The sequence below is a fragment of the Novosphingobium rhizosphaerae genome, assembly GCF_050920675.1.
Classification (GTDB): domain Bacteria; phylum Pseudomonadota; class Alphaproteobacteria; order Sphingomonadales; family Sphingomonadaceae; genus Novosphingobium; species Novosphingobium rhizosphaerae.
This window is the reverse complement of sequence record NZ_CP137861.1, coordinates 2672047-2685714: the sequence shown is the minus strand read 5'-3', so window position 1 is coordinate 2685714 and position 13668 is coordinate 2672047. Positions and strand designations below refer to the sequence as shown.

The following is a 13668-nucleotide window of genomic DNA, read 5'->3' as shown; positions in this document are numbered from 1 at the left end:
TCCTTGGATTGCAATAGAAAGCCCCGGCCGGCGCGTGGGCTGGCCGGGGCTGGAATAGTCGGCAGGGCTGGCGATCAGGCCGCGAGCCCGTGGCAGTGCTTGTACTTCTGGCCCGAGCCGCAGGGGCACGGGGCGTTACGGCTGATGCCCTGCCCGGCATAGGGGTCTTCGCCCGCCGCCACCGGCGCGCTCGCCGGCGCCCCGCCCAGGGCGCCGAGCATTGCCGCGGCGCCCGGCACTTGCGGTTGCGCATCGTTTTCGCCGGTGAACGGATCGATGTGGCTGGTGAGGAAATCGGGCAGTTCGGGCAGCTGGAAATCTTCCATCGGCTGCATGCGGATTTCGCTGATCATCAGGATGCGGGTCACGTCCTCGCGGATCGCGTCGAGCATCTTTTCAAACAGGCCGAAGGCTTCCTGCTTGTATTCGTTGATCGGGGTCTTTTGTGCATAGGCACGCAGGAACACCACCTGGCGCAGCGCGTCGAGCGTGGCCAAGTGCTCCTTCCAATGGTGGTCAAGCCGCTCGAGCAGGATCGACTTTTCGAGGTTACCCCACGAAGCACGGTCCACGGTGTCGAGCTTGGCGGCCATGTGCGCATCGGCCAGCGCGATCAGGCGCTCGCTGATCAATTCCGCTTCCACCGCGTCTTCTTCCAGCCAATCGTCGATCGGCGGGGTCAGGCCCAGCACGTCGGCCACGCGTTCCTTGAGGCCGGCCACGTTCCACTGCTCGGGATAGGACCCCGGCGGGCAGGCATCGCCGACCATGGCATTGATCGTGTCGTGGCGCATGTCCACCACCACGTCGTCCACCGCGTCGGCATCCATGATGTCGGCGCGCTGCTCGTAGATCACCTTGCGCTGGTCGTTCATCACGTCGTCGTATTCGACGACCTGCTTGCGGATGTCGTAGTTGCGCGCCTCGACCTTCTTCTGTGCGGTCTCGATGGCCTTGGACAGCCACTTCGATCCGATCGCCTCGCCATCGGCCAGGTTGGAATTCATCATGCGCGAAAACAGCGTGTCCGGCCCGAAGATGCGCAGCAGATCGTCTTCAAGGCAGAGGTAGAACTTCGACAGGCCCGGGTCACCCTGGCGGCCCGAACGGCCGCGCAGCTGGTTGTCGATGCGGCGGCTTTCGTGCCTCTCGGTGCCGATCACGCACAGGCCGCCAGCGGCCAGCACCTGGGCCTTCTCCGCCTCGATCTCGGCCGACATGCGGGCGATCGCGGCATCGCGCTCGGGCCCTTCGGGCACATCGCGCAGTTCATCGTCGATGCGGAATTCCAGGTTGCCACCCAGCTTGATGTCGGTCCCGCGGCCGGCCATGTTGGTGGCGATGGTCACCGCGCCCAGGCGGCCCGCCTGGGCCACGATGTGGGCTTCCATCTCGTGGAAGCGGGCGTTGAGCACCGCGTGCTTGACCCCCTCGCGGTTGAGAAACTCGCTCAGCAGTTCCGACTTCTCGATCGACACGGTGCCGACCAGCACGGGCTGGCCGATCTCGTTCTTTTCGCGGATCAGGCGGGCGATGGCGGCAAACTTGTCGGTGGTGTTCTTGTAGAACTCGTCTTCCTCGTCGATGCGCATGACCGGCACGTTGGTGGGAATGGTCACCACGTTCATCTTGTAGATTTCGAAGAACTCGGTCGCCTCGGTCGCGGCCGTCCCGGTCATCCCCGAAAGCTTGGGATACATGCGGAAGTAGTTCTGGAACGTGATCGAGGCCATAGTCTGGTTTTCAGGCTCGATCCGCACGCCTTCCTTGGCTTCCACCGCCTGGTGCAAGCCGTTGGACCAGCGCCGGCCATCCATCATGCGGCCGGTGAACTCGTCGATGATCACCACCTTGCCGTCCTTGACGATGTAGTCGATGTCACGCTTGAACATGACATTGGCCTTCAGCGCCTGGTCCAGGTGGTGGACCACCATGGTGTTTTCCATGTCGTAGAGGTTGGTGCCGACCAGCAGCCCGGCATCCTCCAGCGCGCGCTCCACCCATTCCACGCCGTCTTCGGTCAGGGTGATGCTCTTGGTCTTCTCGTCGGCTTCGTAGTGCTTGGGATCGATGGTCTTCACCACCGCATCGACCGAGAGATAGAGATCGCTCTTGTCGTCGGTGGGACCAGAGATGATCAGCGGCGTGCGCGCCTCGTCGATCAGGATCGAGTCCACCTCGTCGACGATGGCGTAATTGAAGGGACGCTGCACCATCTGCGAGCGTTCGTGCTTCATGTTGTCGCGCAGGTAATCGAAGCCCAACTCATTGTTGGTGGCATACGTAATGTCGGCTTCATAGGCCTGGCGCCGCTCGTACTCGTTGAGGTTGGGCACGATCACGCCCACGGTCAGGCCCAGGAACTTGTAAAGCACGCCCATCGTTTCGGCGTCGCGCTTGGCCAGGTAGTCGTTCACGGTCACCACGTGAACACCCTTGCTTTCCAGTGCGTTGAGGTAAACCGCCAGCGTCGCCACCAGGGTCTTGCCCTCGCCGGTGCGCATTTCGGCGATCTCGCCCCGGTGCAGCACCATGCCGCCGATCATCTGCACATCGAAATGGCGCATGCCCATGGTCCGCACCGATGCTTCGCGCACGGTTGCAAAGGCTTCGGGCAGCAGATCGTCAAGGCTGGCGCCCGCTTCGAGCGCGGCGCGGAACTTCACCGTCTGGGCGGCAAGCTGCTCATCGCTCATCGCCTGCATCTCGGCCTCGAAAGCGGCGATCTTCTTCACCTGCTTGTCGAGCGACTTGACATAGCGATCGTTGGACGAACCGAAAATGGACTTGGCAAGGGCGCCGAACATGGCGGTGTTTCCTGTTGTGCAAATGGGTGTGGCCAAAGAGGCCTGGCTTGTGCCGCGCGCAGCATGCGTGCATGGGGCCGGCAACGCGAAAATCACGGATTGGTGCCCGGCGGAACGCGGGCAATGCGGCGCTTATTCGCGCGCGCGGTCGCAGCGCAGGGTCGCTGCGTGGGCCAGCACCAGCGGCGCCAGCGGGGCGGATGCAGCGTGTTGCGCCACATCGAAAGCCGGGCGCGCGGCACGCACGCGGGCGGCCTGCACCACGCAATGCGCGGCCACCGGGGCCACGGCCAATCCGGCCTGCGCGGCACCGGCCACTTCGGTGCGCGTGGTGGCATTGGCCACCTCGGGCAGCGAAAGGCCGCTGAGCAGGGCAAACAGGACGAGCAGAAAGCGCATTACGACGGGAGATAGGGAACGGCTCGCCGCGCGTAAAGCGCAATCCGCAGATTTGCGCGCAAAGCTCAGGGTACGTCGTCCACCTTGGTGGTGAAAATCAGCGTCACGCGCTTGCTCACCGGCTTGCCGCTGGCGTCCTTCGCCGGCTTCAACAACGCGCCACTGGCGCAGGCCGGCGGACCGCTGCCCGCCGGAATCGGATTTTGCACGCCCTTTTCATCGATGCCCACGCAATCCGAGACATGGCCATCGGCGTTGATCGTGTAGGATAACGACATGCTGCCCGGCACGGGCACATCGTCGGCGTCTTCGGGGATCTGCCAGCGCACCGAGCTGCGATAGACGCCCGCCTCGGGCTTGCCGCCTTTCGTGCCCGGCTTGAAGCCGGCGCGGGCCATCAGCGATTGGCAGGTGACCTCGTCGAGATCGGCCGATCCACTGCTGGCGGTGACTTCGCACGCCGTGACTTTGCCTTGGGCATCGTAGCTCAGCGCGAATCCCACGGTTCCGTTTTCGCCATTGCGCAAGGCGCGCGCGGGATAGTCGTACGGAGTCACCCAATCGCCCGGATTGCCGAGCGGGTGAGCCGGAACGATCGCCGGCGCGCGGGCCACCGCCGGCGCTGCCATGGCGCATCCCGCCGTCAGGCCCAGCCAGGCAAGGTTGCGCGGTGCAAAAGTCATTGGTGCTCCCCCTCTTACCGCTCCCGGTGATGCCGATTGCCCGCGCCAGGGTCAACCATGCGCACCACCGCTTTGGCGCAAGCTGAGCCATGGACGCGGCGCAGCCGAATCGCTAGGGAACGCGGCCATGTCAGACGCCGTTTCCCCGCTCGCCTCGCCCTTCCCCGCCCTGCCCGCGATTGCCGGCGTCACCCCGCGCGTGGCCCGCGCCGGGTACAAGGACTGGGGCCGCTGCGACCTGACTTATGTGGAGCTGGACGAAGGCACGGCGGTGGCCGGCGTGTTCACCCGCAACGTGTGCTGCTCGTCCGAAGTGGAACTGGGGCGGCAGAACGTGGCGCAAGGCGCCGCGCGCGCGCTTGTGGTCAATGCCGGGAATTCCAATGCCTTTACCGGCTATCGCGGGCGCGAGGCGGTGGAAGCGATCATGGATCAGGTTTCCGCCCACCTGGGCTGCGCGCGCGAAGCGGTCTTCGTCTCCTCCACCGGCGTGATCGGCGTGCCCCTGCCCAAGGACAAAGCCCGCGCGGGGATCGAGGCCGCGCTGCTGGCCCCGCCCTGCACCTGGAAAGAGGCGGCAAACACCATCGGCACCACCGATACTTTTGCCAAGGGCGCCACCGCCACGGCCATCGTGGGCGACAAGACCGTGACGCTCAGCGCGATCATCAAGGGTTCGGGCATGATCGCGCCCGACATGGCGACGATGCTGGGCTATGTCTTTACCGATGCAGCGGTTTCACCCGCATTCCTGCAGGAATGCCTGTCGGCCGCGAACAAGCGCACGTTCTCGTGCATCACGGTCGATAGCGACACATCCACCAGCGACACCGTGCTGGCCTTTGCCACCGGCAAGGCGGGCAACGCGCCGCTGACCAGCCTGGATAGCGTGGGCGGCGAAGCCTTTGCCGCCGCGCTGGAGCAAGTGTGCCGCGACCTTGCGCATCTGGTGGTCAAGGATGGCGAAGGCGCGCAGAAATTCATCGCCGTGGCCGTTTCCGGCGCGGTTTCGGACGAAAGCGCGCGCCGCGTGGGCCTGGCCATTGCCAATTCGCCGCTGGTAAAAACCGCGATCGCCGGGGAAGACGCCAACTGGGGCCGCGTGGTCATGGCCGTGGGCAAGGCCGGCGAACCCGCCGACCGCGACCGCCTGTCGATCGGCTTTGGCGGCACCTGGGCGGCCAGGGACGGCCAGCCGCTGGCCGACTATGACGAAGCGCCGGTGGCGGCGCATCTCAAGGGCCGCGAAATTTCGATCGAGGTGGACCTTGGCCTTGGCCAGGGCCGCGCCACGGTGTGGACCTGCGATCTGACGCACGGCTACATCTCGATCAACGCCGACTACCGGAGCTGAACGCCATGCTGGTCATCTGGGGGCGGATCAATTCGCACAACGTGAAGAAAGTGGTCTGGGGCGCGCGCGAGTGCGGCCTGGATTTCGAGCGCCGCGATATGGGCGGGTCGTTCGGCTATTCGAGCGACTACCTCGCCAAAAATCCCAATCGCCTGGTGCCGATGATCGAGGATGACGGCGTGGTGGTGTGGGAATCCAACGCGATCCTGCGCTATCTGTTTGCCGCCCATGCCCCGCAGCTGTGGCCTGCCGATCCGGCGGCACGCGCGCAGGGGGACCAGTGGATGGACTGGCAATTCCTCTATGCCGATGCCCAGCGCGACGCGTTCCTGGGCTGCGTGCGCGGTGGCAAGGACGGCAACGATCCGGTTGTGGCCAAGTCTGCCGCTGCTTGCGCTGAACTCATGGCCATGCTGGACGCGCAATTGGCCCGGCAGCCGTTCCTATCCGGCGAGGCATTCGGCGTGGCCGACATTCCGATGGGCACATATGCCCACACGTGGTTCAGCCTGCCGATCGAACGGCCGGCGCTGCCCCATGTGGAGGCCTGGATGGCTCGTTTGCGCACCCGCCCCGGCTTTCAGGACATCGCGGCGGTTCCTTTCACATGAGCTGGACCGCAGAGATTGACGCCGCCGTGGGCACCCTGATCGCCCGCGTGGCGCAGGAAGCCATTGCCCCGCGCTATCGCCAACTGGCCGATGACGACGTGACCGCCAAGGCCGCCGACGACGTGGTGACCGTAGCCGACACCCACGCCGAACGGCTGCTGAGCGAAGGCCTGGCGGCCCTGCTGCCCAAGGCGACGATCGTGGGCGAGGAAGCCGCCCATGCCGATCCCACCTTGCTCGACCGGCTGGGCGATGGGCTGTGCTGGATCATCGATCCGCTCGATGGCACCAACAATTTCGCCGCCGGCAAGCCGCCGTTCGGCGTGCTGATCGCGCTCGCCGAACATGGCGAATGCGTGGCGGGCTGGATCTACGATGTGCTGTCAGGCCGCTTGTGCACCGCTCAGAAGGGGCGTGGCGCCTTTGTGAACGGCACGCCGGTGCGCGCGCAGGCCACCGGGCAAGTGCCGCCCGTGGCCGCGATTTCCACCGTGTTCATGGACATGGCCCAGCGCCAGGCGATGCGCCAGCACATCCTGCCGCACTATAGCGTGGTAGACATCCCGCGCTGCGCCGCAGAACAATACCCCCGCCTGCTGCTCGGCGTGAACGATGTCTCGATCTTCGAACGCACGCTCGCGTGGGATCATGCGGCCGGCGTCTTGTTCGTCAACGAAGCCGGCGGCAAGGCTGCACGGCCCGATGGCCGGCCCTATCGCGTCGATCAGGTGGGGCAAAAAGGCCTGGTCGCTGCCAGCAGCCCGGCCCTATTCGATGCCATGGCCGAGCGGCTGGCTGCCTTGTAACGTGCGCTTGACTGCAAGGGGCTGCGACAAGCTCAGCCCGAACGGGATTTTGAGGTAATCTTCCCCACTTCCGTTCGCCCTGAGCCTGTCGAAGGGCGCAAGCGCGCGCCACAAGCCCTCTTACAGAACGCTTTCCAGCCAACCCTTGAGCTGGCTCTTGGGCGCGGCGCCCAGCTTCTGCGCGACCGGCTTGCCATCCTTGAACAGGATCAGCAGCGGGATCGACTGCACGCCGAAATCGCTGGCAGTCGTGGTGTTTTCCATGATGTCCACCTTGGCGATGGTCACCTTGTCGCCCAGTTCCTCGGCGATCTCTTCCAGCGCGGGGGCGATCATCTTGCACGGGCCACACCAGTCGGCCCAGAAATCCACCAGCACGGGCTTGTCGGACTGGAGGACTTCGGCAGAGAAGCTGGCGTCGGTGACGGCTTTGGTGGACATGAACGAAACTCCGTTGATCAGTTGAGACGGTATCTAGGATGCACTGGCGGCTTGGCAACCGGCAAGGCGCGAAAGGTTTGCTGCGCTGGCCCCTTGCAAAGCTATGCCGGCTGCGGGCGGTGCAGCGCCAAAACCTGCGGCGGAATGGCGATCAGGTGCGGCGCGTGGGTATAAAGCAGCGCGGCTTCCACCGCGCGATCGGGGTGGATCGCGGCGAGCGCGGCGGCATAGGCGGCCATCTGGCGCAGATAGGCCAACGGCACTTGGGCCAATGACTCCGGCGGGCGCCGCGCGGTCTTGAAATCCACGATCAGCACTTGGGTAGGCGTGATCAGCAAGCGGTCGATCGTGCCAGAAACCACGCGCCCTTCCACCACCGCAGCCAGCGGTACCTCGGCCAGCGAGCCAGGGCCGAACACGCCCTGCCAATCGGGATGATCGAGCACGGCCAGCGCGGCGCGCAACATTTCTTCGTGCGCGGCGACATCGAATTCCGCCCCTTGCCGTGCCAGCCAGGCCAGGGCGGCTTCCGCGCGTTCGTCATGCGCCACAGCGGGCAATCGCTCGATCAGCTTGTGAATCAGGGTGCCGCGTCGCGCCGCCTGCATCGCGCCAGGTCCGGGCCGTGTCGGCGGATCAGGGGCCTCGTCCTCGCCCAGAGAGGACGGCGCCAGCGGGCGCGGCGGACGCGGTTCGGGTCCGATCGCCGTGGTCAGCCACGGCGGCAGCAGCGGCAAAGCCACGGTTTGCGCGGCGCGGCCGACATCGGCCACCGGCGCCCCCAGCGCGCCGATATCGCGCGCACCATCCCATATCGGATCGGGCGTCCAGCCCTCCTCTTCGCCGAACAGCGGTGCCAGCCGCGCATACCAGCTGTCGGCCGGCAGTTCCTTGCGCGAGGGCGGCCAGGCGCCGGCGATGAACAGCGCCTCTTCCGCGCGGGTGAGCGCCACATAGAGCAGGCGCCAATGCTCGGCACGCTCTTCCAGCGCCGCCTTTTCCTCCGCCGCGCGGATCGGCGCGCCTTTTTCTTCCTTGCGCAAGGCCGGCAGCGGCACGGTGCGCGGGCGCTGACCCGGTCCCTGTTCCACCAGTTCTGCGCCGCGCGCCATCGACGCATCGGGATCGTCCGCGGCATCGGCCAGGATCACGATCGGCGCCTGCAGGCCTTTCGATCCATGCACGGTCATCACCCGCACCAGATCGGCGGCCTGCCCCGCCTCGCGCTTCAACTCGCCATCGCCGCTGTCGAACCATTGCAGAAAGCCGACCAGGCTCGGCACCTGCCCGCTCGCATAGGCCATGGCGGCATTGAGCAGTTCATCGATCGGGTCGTTCGCCTCGCGCCCCAGCCGCGCCACCAGCTTGAACCGCGCGGCCCAGGGCCCCACCAGCAACCAGTGCAGCAATTGCGCCGGCGGCTCGAAATCGGCGCGTCGCAACAGGTCGAGCAATTGCTCCACCGTCTGCACGGTGTCCGGCTCCCGGTTGTGCAGCAAATGCGTCCACAACCGCACGCCATCCTTGCGATAGCCACGCGCAAGCAGGTCTTCCTGGCTCCACCCGATCAGCGGCGAAACCAGCAGGTTGGCCAGATTGAGATCGTCGAGCGGCTGCGCGCAGAAGCGCAAGGCCGCCATCAGGTCCTTCACCGCCAGCGGCGCGCCCAGGCGCAAGCGGTCCACCCCCGCTACCGGCACCCCCCGCGCATGCAGCCGCGCAACGATCAGCCCAGCCAGATCCTTGCGCTTGCGCACCAGGATCATCACGTCGCCGGCGCGGGCATTGCGCGGCTTGCCCTTGTGCAACGGGAAGCCGGTATCCAGCCATTCGCGCACCTGCCGCGCCAACCGGTCGGCCAGGTCGCGATCGGGGCGCGACAGCCAGTTTTCGCCGCCCTCGTCGCCGGCTTCGGGCAGATCGTCCTCGGCTCCCGAAAGATCACCCACCGGGCGCCACAGCCGCACCAGGCCGGGGCGCATGTCGCCCACATGGGGTTCGGGCGCTTCGGGCAGGCCAAAGCGATCGGGGCCGATGGCCGCAATCGCGCGATCGACAAACGCCAGGATTGGCATGGCGGTGCGATAGGATTGCCCCAGCCCCAGCGAGAGCAGTTCGCGCTCCGGCTCGTCCATCGCCTGGGCAAGGCCGGCCAGTTCGCGCTGCACGCGGCCTCGCGCCTTGGCAAAGTTTTCGGGGCTGGTGCCCTGGAAGCGGAAAATCGCCTGCTTGTAATCGCCCACCACGAACAGCGTGCGCGGGTCGCGCTGGCTTTGCCCCTGGCCAGAGAAAAAGTCCTGCACCAGCCCGTCGAGCACGATGCGCCATTGCGCCTCGTTGGTGTCCTGCGCTTCGTCCACCAGCACATGGTCGAACCGGCGATCGAGCTTGTAGCGGATCCAGTCCGCCGTCGTCCGCTCGGTCAAAAGCGCGGCGGCGGTGCGGATCTGGTCGTCGAAATCAATGAAGCCTTCGCGCGCCTTGGCGGCTTCCCAGGCCAAGGCAAAGCGGCGCCCCACGGTGAGCGCGGGATCGAGCAGCGCGGCAAGGTTCACCAGCGCGATGCGGTCGCGCACGGCGGCAAGCCCGGCGATCACGCGGGCCTGGTAATCGCCATAGGCCGGCTCGTGCTTGTCGAGATTGCGGGTGGATTTGGCCTCGCCCTTGGCGGTCATGAACAGCTTGGCAAAGTCGTCCAGTCCGGCGAGGCGCGCCTGCGGGTTGGCCGCCAGCCAATCGCCCATCATGTTGGCGGCATCGATGCCGGTTTTCGTGCCCCAGGCGGCATTGGCCGCCATGCAGCGGCGGACGGAGCCGACATCGAACGCGTCATCGGCGCAAAGCTCGGCCACGCCGCTGCCGTCCTCGTCGGCGGGCAGGCCCAGCAACTGGTTGATGCGCGGGCGCAGCGGCGGGCGCCAGGCGCCGGGCTCCTGCCACAGGTCTATCGCCTTGGCACAGCGTAGCAGGAAGCCGATGACCGCGCCTTGGTCCATGCGCAGCGCCATGTCGGCCAGGGCATCGAGCAGGCGTTCCTCGCCGCTTTCTTCCGCCTCCACCAGCATCTGCGCCAGAACTTCGCGCACCAGCAGTTCGCGGTCGCGGTCTTCCATCGCGCGGGTGCCGGGCAGAAGGCCGGATTCCACCGGAAAGGCCGACAGCAGCCATTGCGAAAAGGCGTGGATCGTCTCGATCCGCAGGCCCCCGCCCGGGCAATCGAGCACTGCGGCAAAGCGGCTGCGCGCCCGCTCCAGCGTTTCGGGCCGGCCGTCGGCGCCGATCGCCTCCAGTTCGCGGAACAGCGCCAGATCATCGAGCCGCACCCAGCGCGCCAAGACATCGTTGACGCGGGTGGCCATTTCCGCAGCGCCCGCCTTGGTAAAGGTCAGGCAAAGGATGTTTTCCGGCTCCACCCCGTCCTGTAACAAGAGCCGCAGCACGCGTGCCGAGAGCACCTGGGTCTTGCCGGTGCCGGCCGAAGCGCTGAGCCACACCGTGCGGTGCGGCGCCACGGCGCGGGCCTGGTTGCCTTGCAGGGGATAGACCTTGCTCACTCGGCGTTCCCTCCCCGGCCCTGCCATTCTTCCAGCCGCATCAACTGGTCATAGTCGGCATAGCTGGGCAGATCAGGGTTCAGCCGCGCGACGAAAGGCTCGTTGCCCAAAATCCAGCGAGCAATCGCCTCGGCCAGGAAGCGGCGGGTTTCGGGCAGGAAATCCTCGCGCGGGATGCCCGATTTCTTGCGCCCCTCCAGGATCGGCTCCTCGCAATAGCCAAAGCCGCGCTCGCGGTTGCGCGCCAGGGACCAGTATTCGAATCTGGTCGGCTCGCCCTCCACGCTCACGCGGCCCTGCTTGTCCTTGAAGCCACCCGCTTGCGCGATCAGGCCGATCAGCCCCAGTTGCAGGGCAAAGCCTTCCTGCACCATGCGCCCCGATGGCGGCGTGCCGGTCTTGTAATCGACCACGGCCAGCGTGCCATCGGGCAAGCGGTCGATCCGGTCGGCGCGGCCGAAAATGCGGATGCCATCGACGGTGGTATCGCCCCAGCATTCGAACGCGGCGACCGCGCGGCCTTCGCCCAGCAGGCGCTCCTGCTCGTCCTCGATCCAGGCCAGCGCGGCGGTCAGGCGCGGACGCCACAGGCTGCGCATGAACGGGTGCGCGCTCATTTCGGCCAGCTTGCGCTCGGCCAGCGGCACCAGTTCACCCGGCGGCGCGCCGGCCTGGTGCCACTCTTCCAGAATGGCGTGCACCGCCGTGCCGCGCCACGCAGGGGTGGGATCGGCGTCGCGTGGGTCCAGGCTTTTGAGGCCCAGGATGGCGGAGGCATAGAACTGAAAGGGGTCTGACCGCAGGCGGTCGAGCGCGGTCACGGCAATGTCCACCCGGCGCTGCTGCGGCGATGGCATCGGCCGCGGGCGTGGATAGGCGGGCGCCTGGGGCGCGGCGTCGAGCGCCTGGGCCAGGTTCACCGCCTCGCGCTCCCACGCCACGCCCTCTTCGCCCAGCATCGCGCGGATGCGCAACAGAAAGCGCGAGGGGATCGCCGGCCCCGCCGCATCACGCTCGGCAAAGCTCAAGACCACTTCGGGCGCGCCGAGCATCGCGGCCAGGTCGTGCGCAGCCAGACCAATGCGGAAATCGGCGCCGGGAATGCCCAATGTGCGCAAGACCGCTGGCGCCAGCAGCGGATCGGGTGCAGGCGCGGCGGGCCATGTCCCCTCGGTCATGCCGGCGCAGATCACCAGGTCCGCCCGGCTCATCCGCGCTTCGAGCAGGCCATAGATCGCCAGGCGCGGATGGCCACCATAAGGCGGGCGCACCGAAACCTCGTCCATCGCGTCGCGCAGCAGGGCGGGCACTTGCGCAGAATCGACCGGCAACCCGCCTGTCTGCTCTCCGGCCTGCGCCGCCGCATCGCGCCATTGTTCCACGAACTGCGCCAGGCAGCGGCCATCGGCATTGGCCCAGAGTGCGGGCCCACACAACGCCTCGGCCATCTCGGCCAGCAAAGTGAGCGTGGCGGCCAGCGGCAGGGCATCGTGCCCGGCCAGCAGCGGCGCCAGCAACAGTTCCACCTCGTCCCACCAGGCGGAAAGGCCAGGAAAACGTTTCTCTTTCGCACGCACCGCATCGCGGATCGGCTCCAGCCCAGGCCCCGGTCGCGGCCCGCGCAGCACGAAATCAAGCTGGCGCACGCGTTCCAGCCAGCCCGCGCGCGGCTCCCCCGCCATGACCAGCGGATGGCCCAACAGCGCCAGCAGCGCAACCGGCGCCGCGCGTTCGGCCCAGGCCTGCGCGAGTTGCAGCAGCAGGCGCCCGGCCACGGTCTGCGGCAGCGGGCGGCCGGCGGTATCGTCTGCCGCAATGTTCCAGCGGCCGAGATGCGCAATCACGCGCTGCGCCAGGGCGCGATCGGGCGTGACCACCGCCACGCGCCGCTCCGGCACGGCCAGCCCTTCGCGCACCAGCACGGCAATCGCCTGCGCCTCTTCTTCAGGATGCGCGCTGTGCATCAGGCGCACGCCGGCAAGACGCCGGTCCGCCGCCGGCAACTTGACCCAGGCGGTGCTCGCCTCGGGCGGCAGGAACAGATTGGAAATCGCCCGACTGCGCGCCGGGGGGGCCGCTGCAATCCCGGCGCGATGCCACGGCCGCACTTCCTCGCGCGCCAGGCCCATGCGGTGCAGCAACAGCTTCAAGTGATACTGCGGATGGGTGACCTGGTCGCCCCGGCCGAACGGCGGGCCGCCCGGCTCCTCGCTGGCACCGGCCTGGCCCAGCGCGTCCCACACCTCGCTTTCCAGCGCCAGATCGAGATCGGGCAGCACCACCGCGCCTTGCGGCAGATCGGCTACGGTGCGCAGCAAGCGCGCGATCGCCGGCGCGGCGGAGGTCACGCCAGCGGCAATCACGGGGCCGGGCGGCGGATTGGCACGCCAGCTCTGCGCGGCATGGGCCAGCAGCAGGTTGCGGCGCACCGGGGCATCCACCTGCTCGCGCTCGTCCAGTTCGAACTGCCAGCGCACCTGCACCCGGGCGAACAGGCGCAGGCTGTCCTGCCAGTGCTCGGCCAGTTCGGGCAGCATGTCGATGGTCAACAACTGCTCGGGCGCCACTTCCTCGGCCGCCAGGCGATCGAGCGATTGGGCCAGGCTGCGCGCCTGGCGCAGCAGGCCGGCCTCGCCCCGCTCGATCCCTTGCGCAGCCAATTCCTCGCGCAATATCTCTGCAATCCGCAACAGCCGCAACACGGGATCGCAGGCCGGCGGCGCCACTGCCCCGCCGCCCAGCGGATCGAGCAGTGCGCCCAGCGTCTCGTCCAGATCGAGATCGCCCACCACCGCCATGCGCGGCAGCAGCAAGCCGCCGCCCGACGCGCGAATGAACGCCTCGGTCAGGCCACGCACCGCACGCTGGCTGGGCAACAGCAGTGTCAGCCGCGCCAATCCGAACGTGTCCTCGCGATAGCGAGGGATGAGCCCGGCCACCAGCGCGTCGGCAAAGCCCCGGTGTGCGGCGATGCTGTAAACGCTGGGCCGGGTCTTCGCGGTCATCCGATGCT

The 13668-nt window shown here is 67.3% G+C and carries 9 protein-coding genes; 3 read left to right on the top strand and 6 right to left on the bottom strand.

Annotation, left to right across the window (positions count from 1 at the left end; genetic code table 11):
- Window positions 1-74: 74 nt before the first annotated feature.
- The 3 genes from secA to R9J51_RS12265 all read right to left on the bottom strand — a co-directional run bounded on the left by secA (window position 75) and on the right by R9J51_RS12265 (window position 3889).
- Window positions 75-2807: a preprotein translocase subunit SecA gene (gene secA / locus R9J51_RS12275; RefSeq protein WP_179504601.1), complete on the bottom strand. Its 2733-nt coding sequence runs from the start codon at window positions 2805-2807 to the stop codon at window positions 75-77.
- Window positions 2808-2939: 132 nt separating this feature from the next.
- On the bottom strand, window positions 2940-3206 hold the full coding sequence (locus tag R9J51_RS12270; protein ID WP_179504600.1) for a hypothetical protein: 267 nt from the start codon (window positions 3204-3206) through the stop codon (window positions 2940-2942).
- 65 nt (window positions 3207-3271) lie between these two features.
- Window positions 3272-3889 (bottom strand): energy transducer TonB, encoded by a 618-nt coding sequence (locus R9J51_RS12265; RefSeq protein ID WP_179504599.1) that lies wholly within the window; start codon window positions 3887-3889, stop codon window positions 3272-3274.
- A 127-nt stretch (window positions 3890-4016) separates the two neighbouring features.
- Here R9J51_RS12265 and argJ point away from each other — a divergent pair, with 127 nt between their 5' ends.
- The 3 genes from argJ to R9J51_RS12250 are packed head-to-tail and all read left to right on the top strand — an operon-like array spanning window position 4017 to window position 6660.
- Entirely contained in the window at window positions 4017-5243 is a 1227-nt protein-coding gene (gene argJ, locus R9J51_RS12260; protein WP_179504598.1) for a bifunctional glutamate N-acetyltransferase/amino-acid acetyltransferase ArgJ, read from the top strand.
- Between the two features lie 5 nt (window positions 5244-5248).
- The gene (locus tag R9J51_RS12255; RefSeq protein WP_179504597.1) at window positions 5249-5854 is read left to right on the top strand and encodes a glutathione S-transferase; all 606 of its coding nucleotides are present in this window, start codon (window positions 5249-5251) and stop codon (window positions 5852-5854) included.
- Complete coding sequence (locus tag R9J51_RS12250; protein WP_179504596.1) at window positions 5851-6660, top strand: inositol monophosphatase family protein; 810 nt, start codon at window positions 5851-5853, stop codon at window positions 6658-6660. The genes R9J51_RS12255 and R9J51_RS12250 overlap by 4 nt, the downstream gene beginning before the upstream one ends.
- Before the next feature lie 120 nt (window positions 6661-6780).
- Here the strand turns inward: R9J51_RS12250 and trxA are convergent, their stop codons facing one another.
- From trxA to addB, 3 genes are all read right to left on the bottom strand, one after another.
- On the bottom strand, window positions 6781-7101 hold the full coding sequence (gene trxA, locus R9J51_RS12245) for a thioredoxin (RefSeq protein ID WP_110760936.1): 321 nt from the start codon (window positions 7099-7101) through the stop codon (window positions 6781-6783).
- 101 nt (window positions 7102-7202) lie between these two features.
- Entirely contained in the window at window positions 7203-10682 is a 3480-nt protein-coding gene (gene addA, locus R9J51_RS12240) for a double-strand break repair helicase AddA (RefSeq protein WP_179504595.1), read from the bottom strand.
- Window positions 10652-13660 carry a double-strand break repair protein AddB gene (gene addB, locus R9J51_RS12235; RefSeq protein WP_179504594.1) on the bottom strand — a complete coding sequence of 1003 codons (3009 nt, stop codon included), beginning with the start codon at window positions 13658-13660 and terminating at the stop codon, window positions 10652-10654. The genes addA and addB overlap by 31 nt, the downstream gene beginning before the upstream one ends.
- Between the last annotated feature and the right edge of the window lie 8 nt (window positions 13661-13668).